The sequence below is a fragment of the Pseudomonas gregormendelii genome, assembly GCF_017114825.1.
In the GTDB taxonomy this organism is placed as follows: domain Bacteria; phylum Pseudomonadota; class Gammaproteobacteria; order Pseudomonadales; family Pseudomonadaceae; genus Aquipseudomonas; species Aquipseudomonas gregormendelii.
Genome location: NZ_JADEVO010000012.1, coordinates 111,251 through 133,920 on the forward strand (window position 1 = coordinate 111,251; position 22,670 = coordinate 133,920).

At 50.8% G+C, this 22,670-nt stretch carries 29 protein-coding genes and 1 pseudogene; 24 read left to right on the top strand and 6 right to left on the bottom strand.

Features of this window, described 5'->3' with window-relative positions:
• The first annotated feature begins 161 nt into the window (after positions 1–161).
• The 3 genes and pseudogenes from IMW75_RS10940 to IMW75_RS10950 all read left to right on the top strand — a co-directional run.
• Positions 162–506 (top strand): helix-turn-helix domain-containing protein, encoded by a 345-nt coding sequence (locus tag IMW75_RS10940; RefSeq protein WP_205892614.1) that lies wholly within the window; start codon positions 162–164, stop codon positions 504–506.
• A complete protein-coding gene (locus tag IMW75_RS10945) occupies positions 506–1,717 on the top strand; it encodes a type II toxin-antitoxin system HipA family toxin (protein ID WP_045058410.1) in 1,212 nt (403 codons plus the stop codon). The genes IMW75_RS10940 and IMW75_RS10945 overlap by 1 nt, the downstream gene beginning before the upstream one ends.
• Before the next feature lie 30 nt (positions 1,718–1,747).
• Positions 1,748–2,182, top strand: a pseudogene (locus IMW75_RS10950) (agmatine deiminase family protein); the annotation flags it as partial.
• Between the two features lie 280 nt (positions 2,183–2,462).
• On the opposite strand, the gene IMW75_RS10955 reads toward IMW75_RS10950, so the two are convergent.
• A complete protein-coding gene (locus IMW75_RS10955) occupies positions 2,463–2,609 on the bottom strand; it encodes a hypothetical protein (protein ID WP_205892615.1) in 147 nt (48 codons plus the stop codon).
• A 395-nt stretch (positions 2,610–3,004) separates the two neighbouring features.
• Between IMW75_RS10955 and IMW75_RS10960 the strand changes: the two genes are divergently transcribed.
• Positions 3,005–3,235 carry a hypothetical protein gene (locus IMW75_RS10960; protein ID WP_205892616.1) on the top strand — a complete coding sequence of 77 codons (231 nt, stop codon included), beginning with the start codon at positions 3,005–3,007 and terminating at the stop codon, positions 3,233–3,235.
• A 296-nt stretch (positions 3,236–3,531) separates the two neighbouring features.
• Here IMW75_RS10960 and IMW75_RS10965 read toward each other — a convergent pair whose 3' ends face one another.
• Together IMW75_RS10965 and IMW75_RS10970 are read right to left on the bottom strand one after the other, a co-directional pair.
• Positions 3,532–3,705, bottom strand: coding sequence for a hypothetical protein (locus IMW75_RS10965; protein WP_205892617.1), 174 nt, complete (start codon positions 3,703–3,705; stop codon positions 3,532–3,534).
• Between the two features lie 82 nt (positions 3,706–3,787).
• Positions 3,788–4,159, bottom strand: a complete 372-nt coding sequence (locus IMW75_RS10970) for a helix-turn-helix domain-containing protein (RefSeq protein WP_205892618.1) — start codon at positions 4,157–4,159, stop codon at positions 3,788–3,790.
• A gap of 128 nt (positions 4,160–4,287) precedes the next feature.
• Between IMW75_RS10970 and IMW75_RS10975 the strand changes: the two genes are divergently transcribed.
• The 9 genes from IMW75_RS10975 (at position 4,288) to IMW75_RS11015 (ending at position 10,167) form a co-directional block, all read left to right on the top strand.
• Positions 4,288–5,418, top strand: coding sequence for a phage/plasmid replication domain-containing protein (locus tag IMW75_RS10975; RefSeq protein WP_205892619.1), 1,131 nt, complete (start codon positions 4,288–4,290; stop codon positions 5,416–5,418).
• Positions 5,419–5,500: 82 nt separating this feature from the next.
• Positions 5,501–5,731, top strand: coding sequence for a hypothetical protein (locus tag IMW75_RS10980; protein ID WP_205892620.1), 231 nt, complete (start codon positions 5,501–5,503; stop codon positions 5,729–5,731).
• A 69-nt stretch (positions 5,732–5,800) separates the two neighbouring features.
• Entirely contained in the window at positions 5,801–6,091 is a 291-nt protein-coding gene (locus IMW75_RS10985) for a propanediol utilization protein (protein WP_205892621.1), read from the top strand.
• Positions 6,092–6,095: 4 nt separating this feature from the next.
• Entirely contained in the window at positions 6,096–6,320 is a 225-nt protein-coding gene (locus IMW75_RS10990) for a hypothetical protein (RefSeq protein ID WP_205892622.1), read from the top strand.
• Positions 6,321–6,359: 39 nt separating this feature from the next.
• Positions 6,360–6,569 carry a major capsid protein gene (locus tag IMW75_RS10995; RefSeq protein ID WP_205892623.1) on the top strand — a complete coding sequence of 70 codons (210 nt, stop codon included), beginning with the start codon at positions 6,360–6,362 and terminating at the stop codon, positions 6,567–6,569.
• Positions 6,570–6,889: 320 nt separating this feature from the next.
• Positions 6,890–8,344 (top strand): virulence factor TspB C-terminal domain-related protein, encoded by a 1,455-nt coding sequence (locus tag IMW75_RS11000; protein ID WP_205892624.1) that lies wholly within the window; start codon positions 6,890–6,892, stop codon positions 8,342–8,344.
• 3 nt (positions 8,345–8,347) lie between these two features.
• Complete coding sequence (locus IMW75_RS11005; protein WP_205892625.1) at positions 8,348–8,644, top strand: DUF2523 family protein; 297 nt, start codon at positions 8,348–8,350, stop codon at positions 8,642–8,644.
• A complete protein-coding gene (locus IMW75_RS11010) occupies positions 8,637–9,758 on the top strand; it encodes a zonular occludens toxin domain-containing protein (protein ID WP_205892626.1) in 1,122 nt (373 codons plus the stop codon). Before IMW75_RS11005 ends, IMW75_RS11010 begins: the two co-directional genes overlap by 8 nt.
• A 178-nt stretch (positions 9,759–9,936) precedes the next feature.
• Positions 9,937–10,167 (top strand): hypothetical protein, encoded by a 231-nt coding sequence (locus IMW75_RS11015; protein ID WP_205892616.1) that lies wholly within the window; start codon positions 9,937–9,939, stop codon positions 10,165–10,167.
• A 296-nt stretch (positions 10,168–10,463) separates the two neighbouring features.
• On the opposite strand, the gene IMW75_RS11020 is transcribed toward IMW75_RS11015, so the two are convergent.
• Entirely contained in the window at positions 10,464–10,637 is a 174-nt protein-coding gene (locus IMW75_RS11020; protein ID WP_205892617.1) for a hypothetical protein, read from the bottom strand.
• A gap of 82 nt (positions 10,638–10,719) precedes the next feature.
• Complete coding sequence (locus tag IMW75_RS11025; protein ID WP_205892618.1) at positions 10,720–11,091, bottom strand: helix-turn-helix domain-containing protein; 372 nt, start codon at positions 11,089–11,091, stop codon at positions 10,720–10,722.
• A 128-nt stretch (positions 11,092–11,219) separates the two neighbouring features.
• On the opposite strand from IMW75_RS11025, the gene IMW75_RS11030 reads away from it, so the two are divergent.
• The 9 genes from IMW75_RS11030 (at position 11,220) to IMW75_RS11070 (ending at position 19,260) form a co-directional block, all read left to right on the top strand.
• Positions 11,220–12,350: a phage/plasmid replication domain-containing protein gene (locus IMW75_RS11030; RefSeq protein WP_205892619.1), complete on the top strand. Its 1,131-nt coding sequence runs from the start codon at positions 11,220–11,222 to the stop codon at positions 12,348–12,350.
• A gap of 82 nt (positions 12,351–12,432) precedes the next feature.
• Complete coding sequence (locus IMW75_RS11035) at positions 12,433–12,663, top strand: hypothetical protein (protein ID WP_205892620.1); 231 nt, start codon at positions 12,433–12,435, stop codon at positions 12,661–12,663.
• A 69-nt stretch (positions 12,664–12,732) separates the two neighbouring features.
• Positions 12,733–13,023, top strand: coding sequence for a propanediol utilization protein (locus tag IMW75_RS11040; protein WP_205892621.1), 291 nt, complete (start codon positions 12,733–12,735; stop codon positions 13,021–13,023).
• Positions 13,024–13,027: 4 nt separating this feature from the next.
• Complete coding sequence (locus IMW75_RS11045; protein ID WP_205892622.1) at positions 13,028–13,252, top strand: hypothetical protein; 225 nt, start codon at positions 13,028–13,030, stop codon at positions 13,250–13,252.
• Between the two features lie 39 nt (positions 13,253–13,291).
• The gene (locus IMW75_RS11050; protein ID WP_205892623.1) at positions 13,292–13,501 is read left to right on the top strand and encodes a major capsid protein; all 210 of its coding nucleotides are present in this window, start codon (positions 13,292–13,294) and stop codon (positions 13,499–13,501) included.
• A 320-nt stretch (positions 13,502–13,821) separates the two neighbouring features.
• Complete coding sequence (locus tag IMW75_RS11055) at positions 13,822–15,276, top strand: virulence factor TspB C-terminal domain-related protein (protein WP_205892624.1); 1,455 nt, start codon at positions 13,822–13,824, stop codon at positions 15,274–15,276.
• 3 nt (positions 15,277–15,279) lie between these two features.
• Positions 15,280–15,576, top strand: a complete 297-nt coding sequence (locus IMW75_RS11060; protein ID WP_205892625.1) for a DUF2523 family protein — start codon at positions 15,280–15,282, stop codon at positions 15,574–15,576.
• A complete protein-coding gene (locus IMW75_RS11065; protein WP_205892626.1) occupies positions 15,569–16,690 on the top strand; it encodes a zonular occludens toxin domain-containing protein in 1,122 nt (373 codons plus the stop codon). The genes IMW75_RS11060 and IMW75_RS11065 overlap by 8 nt, the downstream gene beginning before the upstream one ends.
• Positions 16,691–17,961: 1,271 nt before the next feature.
• Positions 17,962–19,260, top strand: coding sequence for a tyrosine-type recombinase/integrase (locus IMW75_RS11070; RefSeq protein WP_205892627.1), 1,299 nt, complete (start codon positions 17,962–17,964; stop codon positions 19,258–19,260).
• A 110-nt stretch (positions 19,261–19,370) separates the two neighbouring features.
• Here IMW75_RS11070 and IMW75_RS11075 read toward each other — a convergent pair whose 3' ends face one another.
• The gene (locus IMW75_RS11075) at positions 19,371–20,315 is read right to left on the bottom strand and encodes a Shedu immune nuclease family protein (protein WP_237142260.1); all 945 of its coding nucleotides are present in this window, start codon (positions 20,313–20,315) and stop codon (positions 19,371–19,373) included.
• Between the two features lie 367 nt (positions 20,316–20,682).
• Here IMW75_RS11075 and IMW75_RS11080 point away from each other — a divergent pair, with 367 nt between their 5' ends.
• Together IMW75_RS11080 and IMW75_RS11085 are read left to right on the top strand one after the other, a co-directional pair.
• Positions 20,683–21,102, top strand: coding sequence for a type IV toxin-antitoxin system AbiEi family antitoxin domain-containing protein (locus tag IMW75_RS11080; RefSeq protein WP_237142261.1), 420 nt, complete (start codon positions 20,683–20,685; stop codon positions 21,100–21,102).
• Positions 21,103–21,220: 118 nt separating this feature from the next.
• Positions 21,221–22,519 (top strand): tyrosine-type recombinase/integrase, encoded by a 1,299-nt coding sequence (locus tag IMW75_RS11085; protein ID WP_205892628.1) that lies wholly within the window; start codon positions 21,221–21,223, stop codon positions 22,517–22,519.
• The last annotated feature ends 151 nt before the right edge of the window (positions 22,520–22,670 follow it).

Consider the following 22,670-nt stretch of genomic DNA (forward strand, 5'->3'; position numbering starts at 1 on the left):
TGGGGGTAATTTTCCAAGCAATGCCGCACGTCGATAATTGTAACGAAACCCAGCATAAGACTGTTTAATACTGATTCCTGTGCGTTTTATATTTGTAATACATTTTATAAAGCATGCTATGGTTAACCTTATTAAGGTTAAAGCTCCAATTGGTGCATGTTATGAACGACTTTTTTCCGGTTGCCTGCAGCGATACCCTCTGCAGGATAGGTCTCCTGGTGAAATCCCGGCGACTGGCTCTGGGCCTGCGTCAATCTGATCTCAAATCCGCATTGGGCATCTCCGAGCACATCCTGCGCAAGATCGAAAATGGCTCGGAGTCAGTCGATCTTCGCTCATTCATGTTGGTGCTGTGGCGCCTGGGGATCAACGAGACGGTCTTTGCGTCACTGGACGGGGTGGAAACCACGTCGCAGGTTGCTCGCTACGTCACTGACGCGGATGCCTACCAGAGCATCGCCAACAAGCGCGTGCGCCTGCCGAAAGCCAAGGCGGAGGAGTTCTGATGTCCCGTGCCTATATCTACATGGAGCACCCGGACACCGGTGAACTGCTGACCCTGGGCCGGGTGACGCTGCAGGGTAAATTCGGCGAGTTCATTTATGCCCCCGACTACGTCGAGCGCGGCGGCTGGGTGCCAGATCCGATCAACTATCCCTTGCGTACCGAAGCCTATACCGGCATCAGTAAAAACCGCGGCATCCCCGGCTTCGTCAATGACGCAATGCCGGACGGTTGGGGCGAGCGCCTGCTGCAGCGTGCATTTGGGCAGGTGCTGGCACCTATCGATTTCCTGCTCAAGTCGCCGAACAACGACCGGGTCGGCAACCTCCTGGCTGGCACTGCGACTGTGCCCGCGCCCGGATTGGGGGAAGGGCCGGTGCCTACGCTCAAAGGCCTGGGGAAGTTTATCGAGGCCTGCGAAGCGGTGTACGACGGCCAGCTCGATGAGCAGTCGATCGCCATGCTCAACATCCGCCAGCAGCGCTCGTCCCTGGGCGGTGCACGACCCAAGCGCACCTTGCAGGACAGCGGAATGCTGATCCTGGCCAAGCCCCGCGACCGTTTTGACCTCTATGATTTCCCTGCAATCGAATACGCCTGCATGACCTTTGCCGCGTCGAAAGGGCTGAACGTGGCCAACACCGCACTGCACGCCGAATCACCGTCGACGCTGCTGATCGAGCGTTTCGACCGTACCCCGCTGGCCGACGGCGCCCGACGCATCCCGATGCTCAGCGCGCTGACCTTGCTTGACTCCGAATGGAACGAGCAGTATCACCGTGACTGGCGCTACGCCTCGGTGGCTGATGAAATGCGCCGGCGCGGCGTGCCCGACGGCGATCTGCAGGAGCTGTTCAAACGCATGTGCTACAACGCTCTGGTGGGTAACAGCGACGATCATCCGCGCAACCATTCGATCATCTGGCTTGGCGGGCAATGGCGTCTGTCACCGATGTACGACGTTTTACCGATTATCGATGAGGGACCTGCCCAGACCTTGTCCATGGCGGTGGGCCGCGAAGGCACCAGGATCAGCCGCGTCAACCTGCTCAGCCACCACGCGCACTTCGCCCTGACCCGCGAACACGCCGAGCACCTGCTGGACGAAGTCATTGGCTGGGAGGAAGCGCTCAAGGACTACTACGCCACCTGCCTGCGCGGCGAAGAACTGGTCATGTCCCGGGCTGCGGTCAGCACCGAGCGGATGCGGTAGCCGGCGCCTGCAGATTGGCTTGCAACCATTCTAGCCGCTGTTGTCGCCCAAACCAGCGAAGCTGTCTATCTGCGCAGCGAACTGGTGGGAGAGGGCGGTGCCATCGAAGTGGACGGCCATGGAACCGGGATCATGACCGAGAGCAGCTGGATCAAATCCAACCGCAACCCTGACTGGAGCAAAGCCGAGGTCGAACAAGCGCTCAACGAACGCCTGGGTTTACGCAAAATCATCTGGCTACCGGGCATCAAAGGCAAAGGCATCACCGAGACCCACGTGGATTTTTACGCACGTTTCGTCAAGCCGGGCGTGGTGATCGCCAACCTCGACAACGCAGATGCGAAGGCACTGGAACTGCTGTCCGGACTTTATCCGGACAGGGAGATGGTGATGCTGAACATTGACGCGATTGCAGCGGGTGGTGGCGGGATTCACTGCGTGACCTGCCATCAACCTGCGGTGTGACAAAGACGGAGATGGAGGTGATCTGGGACGCGGTAAAATCTAATTCAACTAAAGAGACATTTAGTATAGTTAAATTCTACCTTCGTTCGGCTGTCCAATAGAGCAGGTCTTTTATTCTAGATCACAGCCAGAGCGAGTGTTCACTTGGAATGCTGGGCTGTACCTCTGGTTTGCGGAAGATTGCTCGCCAAATTATGGTTTTAGCGCTTCAGGCACCTCACACTCAGGCCAATTAACTCTCCGGCTTGTTAAGGAAATAGGCGTTTTTCACGAATCGACATCAATGCCAGTTGGCTGACAGACCATAACGCCAGTCAACAAACAGGCCATGGGTCTCGTCCTCAATACGGGTCAACACTGCGAGCTCAAATCTCGACAACAGCAAGCCGGGGCAAAAATCCATCTCCATCATGATCACGCGAAACATTGTAAACACCGTAGGAGCTGCCGAAGGCTGCGATCTTTTGACTTTGACTTTGAGATACCGCACCAACTGAACCACCAAGCAAAAAATTTTCAAACTGGGAAATGCAGCGCCGACCAAACCAAGTCGAGGTCGAGGTCGAGGTCGAGGACAACGAAGCGCAAACGCTGTGGTGCAATCATCTTCAAGATCAACACAAGCAAACCCGATCTCAAGCATCCGAACCGGTCCCAATAGCCCGACGATCAAATGACCACATTCGAGAAAAGGCCACCTCGAAATCCACGCCCAACCGGGCTAACCGCGCAATCCATCGTTACGCATAATGACGGGCGTTACGTTGAACGGCCTATGGAAACTGGCTTGGCCACCATGGGTCGTTTAATGTAACGGCCATTATGCGAACCACTCTCCAGATTCCCGATCACCTCATTCGCGATGCCACGCTTTACGCTCCGTCCCGCGATCCTCTCGATGCTGTTTCATATGTCCTTGCCGACTATCCCCGCGTCATAGCTGAAGCCAGAAAAATGCGCTCTAGACTCGCTGAAATTGATCGAGAAACCTCCGATTTTGACCAGCGTTTACAAGCCCTGCAGGACGCTTGCGCAGCCATTCTGAACCTCTAAACCCGCCATACCTCGACCTGCCCGCAGGGCATTAGGCGCCTCGCCGATCGGCAGCCAGGCTAATCAACATCCGCGCCGATACCCGGCAACGCCGGCCTTTCTTTCGCCCAACAAAAAACCCCCAGCGATCGTTAAATCACTGAGGGTTCTTTCGCGTCCAAAGCCTCTAGGATCGCTGTGGTGGCACTTCGCGCCATGTTCTGCCCAAAGGCTTGTTACTCGATCTCAAAGCGGAGCCAGCGCGGTCACGTGACGTCCAGCACCATCGGCGGACAGGTCCCGGTAGGTCCATTTTTTCAGCGCAAATCGGTTGCCCTGATGTAGCAAGCCCCAAAGGCGTTCAGCCCCTGTGCTCGTAATAGTGGAACGATTTTCACCAACTCAATCTGGCACTTGCCCTCTGAGGGATGCATCTGCGTCTCTGTGACTTTTCCATCGATCATCAGCACGAAAATCCATTTTGCCAGCATTTCGCCTCCGTCGATTTTTGAGCTAAGCGAGTGGGGGTGCTGTTACACCCCCACTTTACCGCAACTAACTTCGGTGCCGGCATCAACCCGCTCGCCTTAAAGCTTCCTGCTCGATGCCCATTAGCACGCCTCTCATCGCAACCTTGGCCTGCTGCTGTAGCTCTACAGGCAGCAAATCCAGTCTTCTCCATATGGCGCTAAATTCTGCAGAGTTTGTACGTTCCGACTCGTCCAACAGCAGTTCGTCGGTTGAAACTCCGAAAATCTTAGCAAGGGTTGCGATCTTGTCCCCTGGTGGAGTCGCCTTTCCCGCCTCATATCCCTTGTATGAGGACTCAGATATTCCCGCCGCTTCCCATGCCTTATGTTGCGTCAAACCCGCAGCCTCTCTGGCTTTGCGTAGGTTTTCACCGATGGTCATCGTTAGGTCACTCTCATTGCCAATTTCTTCCATCACCTTATCTCCTGTATGCATTTACACCGTCATGATACGACACCATAAGGTGTAAGATCGTGCTTGACCAAATGGTGCATGATCTCGTACCTTAAAGGTCAAGTTCATCCCCCTTGACGGATTTATAGATGTTCATCGACTGGCTCAAGGTTTCACAGGAACATGATTTTGACCTTCCGGTTATCTCAGATACCGCGTTCAAGGCCATTGATACCCTGACCGGCGAAGTCTTGAGCACCAGCTATCGATCCGTTAAGCACCAGGGAAGCCACAGTTCAACCGTACAAATTCACGTCCAAGGCCGGAAAATCACAATCGATGGCAATCCTTCGCGTCTCAATCGTCATGACAACCTCTGGGGTTTTGAAACCCTTGAGCAGTGCATCTCCGTTTACAACGAGCTTCTTGCACAGTACGGGCTTCCTTCTTTCACCCGTTGCACGCGGTTTGAGGTACGCCAGGGTGAATCGGGCGCGAAAGCTTCACATATTTGGGCGGACGGTTGCTGTATTCATCGAGTCGACCTCACAACAAATATCTCAGTAGGGAAGGGCAACGAAATCCCCTACTTGCGAGGACTGGCGTCTCAACGAATAGGCCATTCTATCGGTCGACTATTTCCAAATGGCCGCTCTGTAGATTGGACAACTAGTGGAAGCGGGAAGGGCGTTCGTCTTCAATATCGCAAGGCATACGACAAGGCATTCGAAATTTACAAGCATCATCTCCCCAAAGTTAAACGTTTTTTCGGAGAAGATTCCTCAGAGCTCAAATACGCTCAGGACATTTATCAATACGCCGTGGATGTTGGCATTGTTCGTTTAGAACAAGAACTAAAAAGTGAATTTTTAAGCCGTGAAAAGCTATGTTATTGGGGCCTCTTTGATGAAGGCGAATATCAATCTCTGCATAAAGAGTTTCTTAGCGTCGACGAACGCTTAAAGGTGACTAAAATGGATATGGCAAGCATTGCTCAGCAATTACTGCTAGAAAACATTTGTGACACTCCACGAGCAGCAAACGTGACTGCGTCTTACGCCCATCTTTGGATGCATGGCATGGAAATCGTTTGTTCTCAGAGGTCGTTTGAGACTCACGCAGCTAGACTCAATCGTATCGGCATTAATATTCGCAATGCATGCGATCTGACTACGTTTAGTAATGTATTCATACGAGAGATGCGTGAAATCAATCCGGTTAAAAGTATCGCTCCGCCAAATTGGTATAAACGCCCGACGCATTTGAGGCTTGCTGCGTAATGATGGCCCCATTGATGGAGACTATTTTTCTTTTCATTGGTGCTGTAATCCTCATAAAAACTCTTGGTAGGTTGGCTCGTTCATGATTAATAGTCTTCAAGGAACGGCAATAAGCAAAGGTCAGCAGCGGCAACAGGAGTTCCAGGACCGGTGTAGAGCTGCGTTTTTGAACCCGGTACTAGCTGATTCAGTTGCGGCAACCATCAAAGTTATTGAAGAGCGAAAAGAGCAGGGCATAAAGCCTGAAAAAATTTGGACTAAAGATTTTGAAGAATCAGGAACCTGTTCCGTTGCTGAATGGATGGGTTACTAAAACCTGCTCAGAAGAGCATTTAACAATTGGGCACAAGCCTAAGCATTCATTGAATAGAAGGTACTAACCATGTCTGACGAAAAAACAGTCGTTCGAGTCCAAGTTACCGGCATCACTCGTTCCGGCACTTCTACTGCCTCCGGCAAACCATTCTGCATGTTCGAAGCTTATGTTTTCGTTCCTCCTGCTCCGTACCCTACTAAGAATATGTTTTTCGCTGAAACCCAACAGCAAGTTCCGCAGCCCGGAATGTATGAGTGCGATTTGATCCCAGATGAGCGCGCTAAGAATTTTGCACTCACTGTCGACCCTCGCCAAGGTCGCCGTATGACCCAGCAACCAAAAGTCTCGGCGGCTTAATCGTATGGCGCTCCCTGATAAAGTCTGGATAGTAGTTTGCAAAAGCGGATTTGCTCCGGGCGGTGCCACTCCAAGCGATTGCGTTTACGAGGAAATATCAAGTTCAGTTCTTCAAGCTGATAGCTTGGGGATGACAAAAGATCAGTACGACGAAGTGTTTGGTGCGATTGCTGGCTTGATCTGCATCATTATCATTTTCGCACTGTTAAAAAAAGCAATAGAACAGTAACAACACAACTGGCATTCAGCCAACACAGGAGCAATACCCATGAAAAAAGTAATCCTCGGTAACACTGGTAAAATCGCCTCCGCTACTGCGCTGCTTACTGCTGCAGGCGCCTCGCAAGCAGCCTTCGACGTGGCTCCAGTGGTCGCGTCTATCACCGAAGCAGGCCCAGCTGCTGCGCTCATTGGCACCGCCGTGCTCGGTGTCATCGTCATCATCAAAACCTTCAAGTACATTCGTTCGGCGTTCTAACAGGGCTGAACGCTTACTTGCGACGCAGTAACGCCCTGGCTAATTAGCGGGGCGTTTTTTATTCAGAAAGGGACAATATAAGGCAATGCCGAAGCATGAGGCATGCCGTTATTCGTCCCGCATCCTTTATCTTTAGCGAGTGTGCAGCCGTGGGTTTAATTACACGCTTAAAAGCCGCTGTTCTTGTCGGCTGCCTTTCATTTTCCATGTTCGCTACTGCTGCTCCATATACATATTGGCGCGGTAACAATGGACCGCATCCAACTCCCGCTGCGGCCTGTAGAACTATCGACGGAGGCACGTGGGGCCCCGGTCAAACAATGACCTTCAGTCGCGCCATTTCTCAGGCAGGCGGTATTTATTTTCAGTGTATGTACACTGTAAATAGTTTGGACGGCGGCCCTGATTTTCCTTGGCAGAGTGGCGAATCTACTCGTATGGGTCAAGAGTGCCCGCCTGACACCGGGCCCTTTAATCCAGATACCGGCGAATGTCCCTCACTCGTTGTTAAAGCGCCAGGCGAAAAGTGCGAGAATCAAACCGGAGCCACATCCGAAAATCCTTTCATTTGGGACCCGTCTTCCGGCAAGTGCGAAAAGTTTTACGACGCAGGTCTTGAAGCAAGCTGTAAATATATGGGCAACACATTTGCAACTCCGACGGCGTACACCGTGGCTGGCAATATTAGTTCATCTGGTCAAGCTGTTGCGCCTCCGACTTTTGCCGATTCAGGTATTAACTGCCAAGTAAAAACAGTTAGTTCGTCTGAGTGCACTATCAACGTTTCCGGTGCTGTTAGTTGCAACGTCATGGGTTCATTTACTGGCGAGATTAACTCTCAAGGTACAAAAGACGCAGCAGACGCACTTTGTCCTAACGGCAAATGTCCCGTCAAGGAACCTAAAACTGAGTCAAAGGAAGAAGGATGCACGCCTATTGGCAATGGCACTGGTGGCACTACCTGTACCCAAACAAAGGAAACCACGAAGGAGGGCACTCAGCAGTGTGGCACTGTTAATGGTGCTTATAAATGCGTCACTAAACCGCCTTATTCTAACGGTGTTAAAACTACTATAACTGCCACTTCCGAGACGCTTTCTGACGGCAGCGTTAAAGTTACTACTGTTAAGGATTCTTCCAACACTGTTTGTACTGACGTCAAAACCTGTACTACTCAAACCTCAACTACCGTCAGCCATAACACGACCAAACCCAGCGGCGGCACAAGTTCTGGCAGTAGCTGCACCGGTTCTTGTACTCCAAATGGCGGAGGTGTCGAAACTAATCCAAACGCTGGTTCTGGTAATTCCGGCAATGGTTCAAGCGGCAATGGCAATGGTGATGGCGAAGGAGAGGGCGGTGATGGTACCGCTTCGACCACTGACGATTGTGAAGCTCCACCAGATTGTGACGGCGATCCTTTTCAGTGCGCAATCCTCAAGCAAGCGCACATTGATACTTGCAAGTTAATGGCCGGTCCCACTGATCAAGAACAGGCTCAGTCTGATGCAAAAACAGATGCCGCCTATGCAGACTTAGATGCCCACCAAACTGAGCTCGACGGCAAAGTAACTGGCCTTCTTTCTCAGTTTCAGTCGTCTACTTCTGGCGGCGGTTCCGCTGGCAAATGCCTTCCTGATTATCAATTTGCAGTCTCTGGTCACAGCATTGACATGGAGTTTTCTAAGGCCTGCGACTCCCTCAGCTGGGTCCGTTTAGTTGTTCTCGCCGGGGCTTATTTGTTTGCTGCACGCATCGTTTCAAGGGAGGTTTAAGCCATGTTTCAAGTATTGATTTCCGCTATAACTGCGGTCGCTGGTTGGATTCTTCCCCGTCTCCTGGCGGTTGCTGGAACAGCTGCAGTCTCTACAACAGTGCTTATGCCGATCTTTAACTACCTGCAAAACCAGATCATACAAAGACTCAACGGCATGCCTGCTGACGCTGTCAATTTTTTCCGCTTCGTCGGCATTTTCGATGCGATCTCTGTCATTTTCGCTGCTTACGCGATGGCAGTAGGAATCAAGGTCGCCAAGGCTGCCTACCAGCGTGCCGGGAGTAAATCTAATGCTTAAGCTCGTTACCGGTTTACCTGGTGCAGGAAAAACTTCCAATGAGCTGTGGGATTTTTTGCAGAACAAGGATTACGCCTCGCGCCCCAAATTCTGCACGCCTATCAAGGGTTTCATACCTGCTGATCACGGCGTCACTGAGATTGAACACATCGACAAATGGCAGGAATTGCCAGAGGGCTCTGTCATTCTTTGCGATGAAGTCCAGCGGTATTGCGGGACCGATATCGGACGTGAAGCGCCTCAATGGGTGCAAGATTTCGCCATCCACCGGCATTCCGGTAAAGACTTGATTTTCATCACTCAGGCACCCGGATTTCTTCATCCATTCGCTCGAAAGCTCGTACAACCGCACGTCAATTATCATCGCCCGTACAACCTTGGGCGTTCGATGCGTTACACCTGGGAATCTGTTCAGACCGATCCAGCTTCTAAAACGGCTCGAAACCTTGGCCAGAGCCAGATGGTGAAGACTGATAAAAAAGTCTTCGATCTATACACATCAACGGTCTTGGACACGCACAAAGCACGACCACCGTTGAAGACTATTGCCGTGCTCGGTGCCGCAATATTGCTGTGCCTGATCTGCTTTTACTTCGTCATCAAATACGTGATGCATTACACAGGATCTGAGCCTGAAACCCCGCTTGAAGCTGTGGCAACCACGGTCTCAAAGGAAGCTCCAGCGGTCCCGGCGCCAAGGTCATTTGGCATTCCATCAGCAGAAAATAAGCCGGTCTGGACCGAGGAAACTATCAAGCCGCGTATGGCTGGCAATCTGTATACAGCGCCGGTCTATGACCAGCTCACAGCACCAACCGATTTTCCTCGTGTGGCTGCCTGCATGAGTTCCGAATCCCGCGGCTCCTGTAACTGTTACACCCAGCAGGGAACGCCTATTGATGTCCCTAAAAGTGCGTGCCTGGTGTTCGTCATTCATGGCGCCTTTGATCCATGGTTTACCAGTCGTAACCAACGCGCGCAGGAGCAACAGTCGCAATCGAGCGAGCAGCCAACAGCTCAGCCCGTAACCCGAGCAGAAACTAATCTAGGGGCAGGATTCACCGTGGTGGCTGATAACTCACACACGGAGCGGAAAACCGGCATTGCCAAGTAGCCCTCAGATATAACTAAACTAAATAACTGTTTAGTCGTGTTAGATCATTCGGTGCTTAAAAGAAGCGTATCACCAGGGCAAAGCGTTAACCAATGGTTACGCATAATGACGGGCGTTACGTTGAACGGCCTATGGAAACTGGCTTGGCCACCATGGGTCGTTTAATGTAACGGCCATTATGCGAACCACTCTCCAGATTCCCGATCACCTCATTCGCGATGCCACGCTTTACGCTCCGTCCCGCGATCCTCTCGATGCTGTTTCATATGTCCTTGCCGACTATCCCCGCGTCATAGCTGAAGCCAGAAAAATGCGCTCTAGACTCGCTGAAATTGATCGAGAAACCTCCGATTTTGACCAGCGTTTACAAGCCCTGCAGGACGCTTGCGCAGCCATTCTGAACCTCTAAACCCGCCATACCTCGACCTGCCCGCAGGGCATTAGGCGCCTCGCCGATCGGCAGCCAGGCTAATCAACATCCGCGCCGATACCCGGCAACGCCGGCCTTTCTTTCGCCCAACAAAAAACCCCCAGCGATCGTTAAATCACTGAGGGTTCTTTCGCGTCCAAAGCCTCTAGGATCGCTGTGGTGGCACTTCGCGCCATGTTCTGCCCAAAGGCTTGTTACTCGATCTCAAAGCGGAGCCAGCGCGGTCACGTGACGTCCAGCACCATCGGCGGACAGGTCCCGGTAGGTCCATTTTTTCAGCGCAAATCGGTTGCCCTGATGTAGCAAGCCCCAAAGGCGTTCAGCCCCTGTGCTCGTAATAGTGGAACGATTTTCACCAACTCAATCTGGCACTTGCCCTCTGAGGGATGCATCTGCGTCTCTGTGACTTTTCCATCGATCATCAGCACGAAAATCCATTTTGCCAGCATTTCGCCTCCGTCGATTTTTGAGCTAAGCGAGTGGGGGTGCTGTTACACCCCCACTTTACCGCAACTAACTTCGGTGCCGGCATCAACCCGCTCGCCTTAAAGCTTCCTGCTCGATGCCCATTAGCACGCCTCTCATCGCAACCTTGGCCTGCTGCTGTAGCTCTACAGGCAGCAAATCCAGTCTTCTCCATATGGCGCTAAATTCTGCAGAGTTTGTACGTTCCGACTCGTCCAACAGCAGTTCGTCGGTTGAAACTCCGAAAATCTTAGCAAGGGTTGCGATCTTGTCCCCTGGTGGAGTCGCCTTTCCCGCCTCATATCCCTTGTATGAGGACTCAGATATTCCCGCCGCTTCCCATGCCTTATGTTGCGTCAAACCCGCAGCCTCTCTGGCTTTGCGTAGGTTTTCACCGATGGTCATCGTTAGGTCACTCTCATTGCCAATTTCTTCCATCACCTTATCTCCTGTATGCATTTACACCGTCATGATACGACACCATAAGGTGTAAGATCGTGCTTGACCAAATGGTGCATGATCTCGTACCTTAAAGGTCAAGTTCATCCCCCTTGACGGATTTATAGATGTTCATCGACTGGCTCAAGGTTTCACAGGAACATGATTTTGACCTTCCGGTTATCTCAGATACCGCGTTCAAGGCCATTGATACCCTGACCGGCGAAGTCTTGAGCACCAGCTATCGATCCGTTAAGCACCAGGGAAGCCACAGTTCAACCGTACAAATTCACGTCCAAGGCCGGAAAATCACAATCGATGGCAATCCTTCGCGTCTCAATCGTCATGACAACCTCTGGGGTTTTGAAACCCTTGAGCAGTGCATCTCCGTTTACAACGAGCTTCTTGCACAGTACGGGCTTCCTTCTTTCACCCGTTGCACGCGGTTTGAGGTACGCCAGGGTGAATCGGGCGCGAAAGCTTCACATATTTGGGCGGACGGTTGCTGTATTCATCGAGTCGACCTCACAACAAATATCTCAGTAGGGAAGGGCAACGAAATCCCCTACTTGCGAGGACTGGCGTCTCAACGAATAGGCCATTCTATCGGTCGACTATTTCCAAATGGCCGCTCTGTAGATTGGACAACTAGTGGAAGCGGGAAGGGCGTTCGTCTTCAATATCGCAAGGCATACGACAAGGCATTCGAAATTTACAAGCATCATCTCCCCAAAGTTAAACGTTTTTTCGGAGAAGATTCCTCAGAGCTCAAATACGCTCAGGACATTTATCAATACGCCGTGGATGTTGGCATTGTTCGTTTAGAACAAGAACTAAAAAGTGAATTTTTAAGCCGTGAAAAGCTATGTTATTGGGGCCTCTTTGATGAAGGCGAATATCAATCTCTGCATAAAGAGTTTCTTAGCGTCGACGAACGCTTAAAGGTGACTAAAATGGATATGGCAAGCATTGCTCAGCAATTACTGCTAGAAAACATTTGTGACACTCCACGAGCAGCAAACGTGACTGCGTCTTACGCCCATCTTTGGATGCATGGCATGGAAATCGTTTGTTCTCAGAGGTCGTTTGAGACTCACGCAGCTAGACTCAATCGTATCGGCATTAATATTCGCAATGCATGCGATCTGACTACGTTTAGTAATGTATTCATACGAGAGATGCGTGAAATCAATCCGGTTAAAAGTATCGCTCCGCCAAATTGGTATAAACGCCCGACGCATTTGAGGCTTGCTGCGTAATGATGGCCCCATTGATGGAGACTATTTTTCTTTTCATTGGTGCTGTAATCCTCATAAAAACTCTTGGTAGGTTGGCTCGTTCATGATTAATAGTCTTCAAGGAACGGCAATAAGCAAAGGTCAGCAGCGGCAACAGGAGTTCCAGGACCGGTGTAGAGCTGCGTTTTTGAACCCGGTACTAGCTGATTCAGTTGCGGCAACCATCAAAGTTATTGAAGAGCGAAAAGAGCAGGGCATAAAGCCTGAAAAAATTTGGACTAAAGATTTTGAAGAATCAGGAACCTGTTCCGTTGCTGAATGGATGGGTTACTAAAACCTGCTCAGAAGAGCATTTAACAATTGGGCACAAGCCTAAGCATTCATTGAATAGAAGGTACTAACCATGTCTGACGAAAAAACAGTCGTTCGAGTCCAAGTTACCGGCATCACTCGTTCCGGCACTTCTACTGCCTCCGGCAAACCATTCTGCATGTTCGAAGCTTATGTTTTCGTTCCTCCTGCTCCGTACCCTACTAAGAATATGTTTTTCGCTGAAACCCAACAGCAAGTTCCGCAGCCCGGAATGTATGAGTGCGATTTGATCCCAGATGAGCGCGCTAAGAATTTTGCACTCACTGTCGACCCTCGCCAAGGTCGCCGTATGACCCAGCAACCAAAAGTCTCGGCGGCTTAATCGTATGGCGCTCCCTGATAAAGTCTGGATAGTAGTTTGCAAAAGCGGATTTGCTCCGGGCGGTGCCACTCCAAGCGATTGCGTTTACGAGGAAATATCAAGTTCAGTTCTTCAAGCTGATAGCTTGGGGATGACAAAAGATCAGTACGACGAAGTGTTTGGTGCGATTGCTGGCTTGATCTGCATCATTATCATTTTCGCACTGTTAAAAAAAGCAATAGAACAGTAACAACACAACTGGCATTCAGCCAACACAGGAGCAATACCCATGAAAAAAGTAATCCTCGGTAACACTGGTAAAATCGCCTCCGCTACTGCGCTGCTTACTGCTGCAGGCGCCTCGCAAGCAGCCTTCGACGTGGCTCCAGTGGTCGCGTCTATCACCGAAGCAGGCCCAGCTGCTGCGCTCATTGGCACCGCCGTGCTCGGTGTCATCGTCATCATCAAAACCTTCAAGTACATTCGTTCGGCGTTCTAACAGGGCTGAACGCTTACTTGCGACGCAGTAACGCCCTGGCTAATTAGCGGGGCGTTTTTTATTCAGAAAGGGACAATATAAGGCAATGCCGAAGCATGAGGCATGCCGTTATTCGTCCCGCATCCTTTATCTTTAGCGAGTGTGCAGCCGTGGGTTTAATTACACGCTTAAAAGCCGCTGTTCTTGTCGGCTGCCTTTCATTTTCCATGTTCGCTACTGCTGCTCCATATACATATTGGCGCGGTAACAATGGACCGCATCCAACTCCCGCTGCGGCCTGTAGAACTATCGACGGAGGCACGTGGGGCCCCGGTCAAACAATGACCTTCAGTCGCGCCATTTCTCAGGCAGGCGGTATTTATTTTCAGTGTATGTACACTGTAAATAGTTTGGACGGCGGCCCTGATTTTCCTTGGCAGAGTGGCGAATCTACTCGTATGGGTCAAGAGTGCCCGCCTGACACCGGGCCCTTTAATCCAGATACCGGCGAATGTCCCTCACTCGTTGTTAAAGCGCCAGGCGAAAAGTGCGAGAATCAAACCGGAGCCACATCCGAAAATCCTTTCATTTGGGACCCGTCTTCCGGCAAGTGCGAAAAGTTTTACGACGCAGGTCTTGAAGCAAGCTGTAAATATATGGGCAACACATTTGCAACTCCGACGGCGTACACCGTGGCTGGCAATATTAGTTCATCTGGTCAAGCTGTTGCGCCTCCGACTTTTGCCGATTCAGGTATTAACTGCCAAGTAAAAACAGTTAGTTCGTCTGAGTGCACTATCAACGTTTCCGGTGCTGTTAGTTGCAACGTCATGGGTTCATTTACTGGCGAGATTAACTCTCAAGGTACAAAAGACGCAGCAGACGCACTTTGTCCTAACGGCAAATGTCCCGTCAAGGAACCTAAAACTGAGTCAAAGGAAGAAGGATGCACGCCTATTGGCAATGGCACTGGTGGCACTACCTGTACCCAAACAAAGGAAACCACGAAGGAGGGCACTCAGCAGTGTGGCACTGTTAATGGTGCTTATAAATGCGTCACTAAACCGCCTTATTCTAACGGTGTTAAAACTACTATAACTGCCACTTCCGAGACGCTTTCTGACGGCAGCGTTAAAGTTACTACTGTTAAGGATTCTTCCAACACTGTTTGTACTGACGTCAAAACCTGTACTACTCAAACCTCAACTACCGTCAGCCATAACACGACCAAACCCAGCGGCGGCACAAGTTCTGGCAGTAGCTGCACCGGTTCTTGTACTCCAAATGGCGGAGGTGTCGAAACTAATCCAAACGCTGGTTCTGGTAATTCCGGCAATGGTTCAAGCGGCAATGGCAATGGTGATGGCGAAGGAGAGGGCGGTGATGGTACCGCTTCGACCACTGACGATTGTGAAGCTCCACCAGATTGTGACGGCGATCCTTTTCAGTGCGCAATCCTCAAGCAAGCGCACATTGATACTTGCAAGTTAATGGCCGGTCCCACTGATCAAGAACAGGCTCAGTCTGATGCAAAAACAGATGCCGCCTATGCAGACTTAGATGCCCACCAAACTGAGCTCGACGGCAAAGTAACTGGCCTTCTTTCTCAGTTTCAGTCGTCTACTTCTGGCGGCGGTTCCGCTGGCAAATGCCTTCCTGATTATCAATTTGCAGTCTCTGGTCACAGCATTGACATGGAGTTTTCTAAGGCCTGCGACTCCCTCAGCTGGGTCCGTTTAGTTGTTCTCGCCGGGGCTTATTTGTTTGCTGCACGCATCGTTTCAAGGGAGGTTTAAGCCATGTTTCAAGTATTGATTTCCGCTATAACTGCGGTCGCTGGTTGGATTCTTCCCCGTCTCCTGGCGGTTGCTGGAACAGCTGCAGTCTCTACAACAGTGCTTATGCCGATCTTTAACTACCTGCAAAACCAGATCATACAAAGACTCAACGGCATGCCTGCTGACGCTGTCAATTTTTTCCGCTTCGTCGGCATTTTCGATGCGATCTCTGTCATTTTCGCTGCTTACGCGATGGCAGTAGGAATCAAGGTCGCCAAGGCTGCCTACCAGCGTGCCGGGAGTAAATCTAATGCTTAAGCTCGTTACCGGTTTACCTGGTGCAGGAAAAACTTCCAATGAGCTGTGGGATTTTTTGCAGAACAAGGATTACGCCTCGCGCCCCAAATTCTGCACGCCTATCAAGGGTTTCATACCTGCTGATCACGGCGTCACTGAGATTGAACACATCGACAAATGGCAGGAATTGCCAGAGGGCTCTGTCATTCTTTGCGATGAAGTCCAGCGGTATTGCGGGACCGATATCGGACGTGAAGCGCCTCAATGGGTGCAAGATTTCGCCATCCACCGGCATTCCGGTAAAGACTTGATTTTCATCACTCAGGCACCCGGATTTCTTCATCCATTCGCTCGAAAGCTCGTACAACCGCACGTCAATTATCATCGCCCGTACAACCTTGGGCGTTCGATGCGTTACACCTGGGAATCTGTTCAGACCGATCCAGCTTCTAAAACGGCTCGAAACCTTGGCCAGAGCCAGATGGTGAAGACTGATAAAAAAGTCTTCGATCTATACACATCAACGGTCTTGGACACGCACAAAGCACGACCACCGTTGAAGACTATTGCCGTGCTCGGTGCCGCAATATTGCTGTGCCTGATCTGCTTTTACTTCGTCATCAAATACGTGATGCATTACACAGGATCTGAGCCTGAAACCCCGCTTGAAGCTGTGGCAACCACGGTCTCAAAGGAAGCTCCAGCGGTCCCGGCGCCAAGGTCATTTGGCATTCCATCAGCAGAAAATAAGCCGGTCTGGACCGAGGAAACTATCAAGCCGCGTATGGCTGGCAATCTGTATACAGCGCCGGTCTATGACCAGCTCACAGCACCAACCGATTTTCCTCGTGTGGCTGCCTGCATGAGTTCCGAATCCCGCGGCTCCTGTAACTGTTACACCCAGCAGGGAACGCCTATTGATGTCCCTAAAAGTGCGTGCCTGGTGTTCGTCATTCATGGCGCCTTTGATCCATGGTTTACCAGTCGTAACCAACGCGCGCAGGAGCAACAGTCGCAATCGAGCGAGCAGCCAACAGCTCAGCCCGTAACCCGAGCAGAAACTAATCTAGGGGCAGGATTCACCGTGGTGGCTGATAACTCACACACGGAGCGGAAAACCGGCATTGCCAAGTAGCCCTCAGATATAACTAAACTAAATAACTGTTTAGTCGTGTTAGATCATTCGGTGCTTAAAAGAAGCGTATCACCAGGGCAAAGCGTTAACCAATGGTTACGCATAATGTATATTATGTTAAATTCCATATGCCTTTAGGAAGCCAGTCCTCTGTCCATTTCCACTTATGTGACCGTTGCGAAACGAGGACAAAATTAATGGTCGTCGCTCTGGAGGCCCTGCGGATCAAGGCTTTCAGCCCATTCACTTGGTGCCAAAAACTCTCTTTTTTAAAGAAATTCGGACACTGATCGGCAGACTGGATTCTCTAAGTTATTGATTTTTATTGAGTCATGTTCAAACGGTTGTATGAGCCGTTCCTTTCAATATCGCGTTAATACGGACACTACTACCAAACCTGCGCGACGTTTCGGGGCCATCGAACCCCAATGAAACCGGAGCCTGTAACCGACTTTTTGAGATATGAGGACAAAAACCGAATCGCCGGCCTACTTTGCGAATTCAGGACAAAAACAGATAACTGGCCGGTGACCGTCGGGATTCGTTTCGGGCCTTCAATTCAGGTTTCCACGCTCGTAGGCCGCTGTTTTCGGGGCGGTTAGCATTTTTCTTGAACGTTGAGCTACCGTGGCAGCATTCTCACGGAAATCTGGGATGTCTTGGTCTGCGGCCTGTCGCGAAGCTCTCGTTTGATGAATTCAGGACAAAAACCGCAACGCTTGGACGTTGCTTGGCCAGGCGAAGCCACTACCGGCGGGACATTCATCTATTTGGGCGAATTAAGGACAAAATCCGAACGAAAGATTTCATTCACGTATTAAGGACAAAAACCGAGGAGGAAAAGCCGATCGTGGAACGGATAACTAATATATGGCTAAAATTGCCTGGCTTTGCTGTCCTATATTCATGGCTGAAGCTTCCGGCCATTATTATCTCTATGTATATAAACATACGACTTTAATTGTCGGCGCGCGGCGCGCCAGCTAAAGATGATTTTTGACGATGGCTCATAGTTTCAGGGCACGACATAAGGATGAGTACTCGCGCGCATAGGCAACATTCTTTGAAGTGTCAAGCGATGAAAGTGAGTTGTCAGATAGAAGGTGGATAGTTGCGGGACTGTAAAGATGGCGGTACTATCGGGTTTCCGATTAACTGTAATGTCGATCTGAAGAGGCGCTGAATTGGGAAGGGAGGATTGAAACTTCCTAGAACAGTCAGAATAGGAAGTTTCTCGTCAGACCGTTCATTCGTGCTGGGCTGTTGCTTGTATGACCATTTTCACCCACCCGCTATTTGAATCCCATGATGATTTTATCGATCAGGATTTTGCTGTGGGTCGGTCATCTATACGCAGCGTCAATGACTATCTGGAGAGTTTCGATAAAGAGCTTCTGGCCATCGACGGGTACTTGGCCGCACGCGCCTATCTGCGGCATTATGCGGAGAACACCCTGACATTTAGTACCTATCGCTGCCAAGTCGAGCGTCTTTTACTATGGTCGTTGAATGTTCTTAAAAAGCCGATCACGCAGCTTAAACGTCTTGATGCTGAGGCGTTTTTGGAGTTTTGTAAGAATCCGCCGGCTAGTTGGGTTGGGCCCATTATCCGCAATCGCTTTCTGGATAATGACAACTCAGAGACTGCACTGGCACACCCTGTTGTTATGAATACCAAATGGAGGCCGTTTACGCAAAAGACGCCGAAACAATTCCGGGATGATTTAGTTAATTCCGACGACCAAGCGGCTCAGGAGTATCATTCGTCCAAGGGGTCTATGGGCAATGTCTTCAAAATTTGCAGCGGTTTTTATGAGTACTTGATTGAGGAAGAACTGGCGGGGACTAATCCGTTCCGTAAAGTCACCAAAAAGAATCAATACAGTACCACTCCTGATGAAGGTACAGTTACCCGTGCACTGACGCCACTACAATGGGACTATGTATTGGATACCGCTGAGGTTATGGCAGCCGCTGAGCCTGATAAACATGAGCGTACGTTGTTTATCTTGATTACGATGTTCAGTATGTATCTCCGGATTTCGGATATTACAGGTCGCAGTAACTGGAAACCGACAATGGGCGACTTCCGCCGTGACCAAGAAGGTAACTGGTGGTTCCATGTCATTGGTAAGGGCAATAAATCTGCCAAGATCGCCGTGCGAGACGATTACGTCACCGGCTACCTCACGCGCTACCGTCGATTCTTGGGGCTGTCGCCATTGCCAGAGTATCAAGAGAAGACGCCGCTGATCACCACCCTGTCTGGTCGATCTGGCCTCTCCGATCGACAAGTGCGCGCCCTCCTCCAGGCGGTGTTTGACAACGCCCTGAACCGCATGCGCACTGAAGGCCGTGAAGCTTATGAGATGGACAGCCTGCGGGCGGCCTCCTCGCACTGGCTGCGCCATACTTCGGCGACGTTTGATGCACCGTTTCGGAACGCCAAAGACTTGCAGAGTGATCTTCGGCATTCCAACCTGGCAACGACTCAAAACACGTACTACCACTCACACGATCAGGAACGTGCACATTCAATCAAGCGCCTAGGTTTACGCGATCGTGGGTAAACGTCTTTAGCTCCAGACGTGCCGATGTGCAGAAATGCAGGCAGGTATCTGATAGGCCGCGGCGTTCCCTCGCTGTGTATCTTCATTCGAGATCTCACGCGGCCTGCTCTTCAGAAAATGTCTGGGATGTCGACTGGATCTACGGGTGCCAGATGCTGAGCCAGCATCCGCAGCTTACCAAGCAACTCGTCGAAGGTGACGACCTCGACGTCCTTACAGGCGTTGCGAAAGATCTCGAAGCTGCGCCGGCGGCCCTCTTCGGTTGGCTTGGTACCTGCAATGACGACGCACCTCGCTGTGTCTGGTTGCAAGTCTCGCATCGTCGGGTCTTGCAGGTGTGACAGCCAGTTGGAGCGCATCAGGCCTTGCTGATGCAGTACCTGAGTAATCGCTCCACTAAGCTGCAGATGTGGGCCAAAAACATCGCGATTGCGATACGGCCTGCTCTGCATGAGTGGGGTGGAAGGCTTCTTGATCTCCACGATGGCCAGCTCGCGTCCCTGCGCGAAAAGCAGGTCGCCGATGTGGGCGCCAGCTCCATTGACCATGGATCCCCGAGCATGGAACTGAGTATGCAGAAGTGCCACCGGGCGCGCGAACGCCATCCCTAGGATGAACAGATTGGCCTCGAAGAACTGCTGCCAGTGCCCCTCACTGAGGTTCTGGCCAAGCATGGTCTCGAACTTTTCGATCATCACAGCCAAGGTAACCCTCTCGATCTCAGCGCGCAGTTCGAAAAGTTCGCGAGGAGCTTCCTTCGCCAGCATCTCAACACCGACCTTCATCTCCCTAAGCTGGTGACGCCGCGCTCGCACAGCAGCTTGTGCAATTGTATTGCCGACCTTACGAGCATTCGTATCGCTCACCAGTACAGCGCGGCTGCCTTCGAACACCACATTGGGCATCAGCGTCGGAAACACCTGGCTCATCACCCAGTGCAACTGGGCTGACGTCTCACTCTTTTTTCGGGCCCGGGTGTCAGTGTCGTTAATTAACCGGAAAGCCCAAGCATCGCCTATGCCGTTGAATTTATTGGTAAACATCTTGGCTCGCATTTCTCAGGCACCGGTTTGTCGTTAATTAACCGGAAAACAGACCTGCAGATTGTGAGATCCACAACGCTGGCAACGAAATTCCGGTTAATTACGGTCTATTTTCCGGTTAATTAATGGCTTTTTCCGGTTATCTAAATGCACATTTCCGAACACCAATTTCTCTCTAGCCTTTCCGTGGCGTGCCTTACAGCCAATCTCACAGGTGCAATATTCGACAAAAAAAATGACGATGGTTTGCGTATTTTTTTCCGGTTAATTACTGACACGCCCCTCAGTAATCAGCCTTAAATGTGGATGCAATGAGAGCTGGGTTTACGGTCCGACGCCCAATGGTGGATTATGATGCTGTTTCGTACAGGAGCCTACTATGACAGCGCATCGGGATACCGCCTTTCGGGAGCTGCAAATGCTCGAGGCCGCGAAGAAAGGCATCCTAGATAGTGGTGACTTTCTCCCGCTGGACCAAATGGCTCAAAGGCTTGGTCTGTCCCCTATGAATCTGAGTAAGTGGGAAGCGGAGGGAAAGATTTTTTCAATTCAGCATGGCGGATGCCCATTGTTTCCAAAGTACGTCTTCCTGGCCGACTCTGGGCACAGGCCAGTAGCCGGTCTGGAGGTGATACTCGATGTTTTGAGAACGGAAAAAGGAGGATGGGGAATCGCATTTTGGTTTGCTTCTCCCAGCAGTTACCTTGGAGGCAGTCGACCCCAAAATGTGCTTCATTCCGATGCCGATAACGTGTTGCTTGCGGCCCAAGATGAGGTGGTAGGTATCACCCACGGATAGCCAAGAAGGGTCCGGCGCAGCTGTAATATCCGATAACGCGCAGACCCGGTTGTTGCAGATTGCGAGGGCGTTGCTTAACATCACATCAAGCCGTTTCACTCTCTACTCTGGTTATCACATGCCTGCGTCTCCGATTCCTTTGTTTGACACCTACAATCGTTTTAGAGACCTGAATTTCAGTCGTGTGTCTGATGAGCAGCCTGTTGTCACTCAGTACCTTTTCTCCTTTCCGTCAGAGCTAAAGGCTCAAGATGGTTACTTGGCGGTTCGCGGATTCCTAAAGTCCTATTCAAACAACGAAGCCACGTTCAATTCATACCGTACCCACGTTGAGCGTCTTCTGCTTTGGTCTCTCCTGATAGCTAAGAAGCCACTTCTCGAACTCAGACGCCACGATTGTGAGAGTTTCCTGGAATTTTGCTTACAACCTGGCCCTGAGTGGATCGGTCCTATCGTTAAATCGAGATTTTCCCGGGTTGGGGGTAGTAAGGCCGCTGAAACTGACACCTACATTATCAACGACAAATGGCGGCCTTTTAACGTCAAGATCGATAAGCAGATTCGCAAGGTAGCTACGGAGAACAGTAAAGATGTAGAAGACACAGCGTATAAAATGTCTGCTGGGTCGATGGGCCAGGTGTTTGCCGTTTGTGGCAGTTTTTTTCAGTACACCATCGACGAAGGTCTTACCTCAGAAGCCAATCCAATTCGGTCAGTCAAACAAAAATCCAACTATAAACAGCGCAACACGGTGATGAGTTCCGGAAAGGCGCTGACTCCGCTCCAGTGGAATTATGTTATTGAAACCGCAGAAGTCATGGCTGCAGAGGATCCTAGGCACGAGCGAACGTTATTTATTGTGGCCACCCTCTTCTCTCTCTATCTCCGAATTTCTGATCTCGTCGGTCGGGACAATTGGAAACCTACAATGGGTTCGTTCGAATTCGACGGTGAGAATTGGTGGTTCAACGTCGTGGGTAAAGGTAATAAGTCCGCGAAAGTTAGCGTACGTGACGAATACATTGAAGACTACTTGAAGCGATATCGGACCACCCTCTCCCTTCCGCCGCTGCCGTCTTACAAGGAAAGTACTCCACTGGTCACAACGGTCAGAGGTCGGGCTGGCCTGTCAGATCGTTACATTCGTGCCCTCATTCAAATGGTGTTTGATAAATCACTTCAGCGCATGAAGGACGAGGGTCAAACTGACTTGGAGATGGATAAGCTTCGGTCGGCATCCCTACATTGGTTGCGTCACACGGCGGCTACATTTGACGCACCATTTCGCGACATCAAGGATCTTCAAGCTGACTTACGCCACGAGAGTATGTCGACAACTCAAAACACCTATTACAACTCGCTGGATCAGAATCGAGCCAAGTCAGTAAAGGGGCTAGGCATCAAGGATAGGGGTTAGAATTTAGCTAAAATCAGCAAGCCAGTGTTGCCGCTGACCGAAAACTGACCCAGTAGGGGCTGTTCTGCCGACTGAAAACTGACCCAGGTGTTCAACTGCTTCTGCTCACTTTTTGAGCAGGAGAACACAGGGTGATCAGCATGGAAATGTT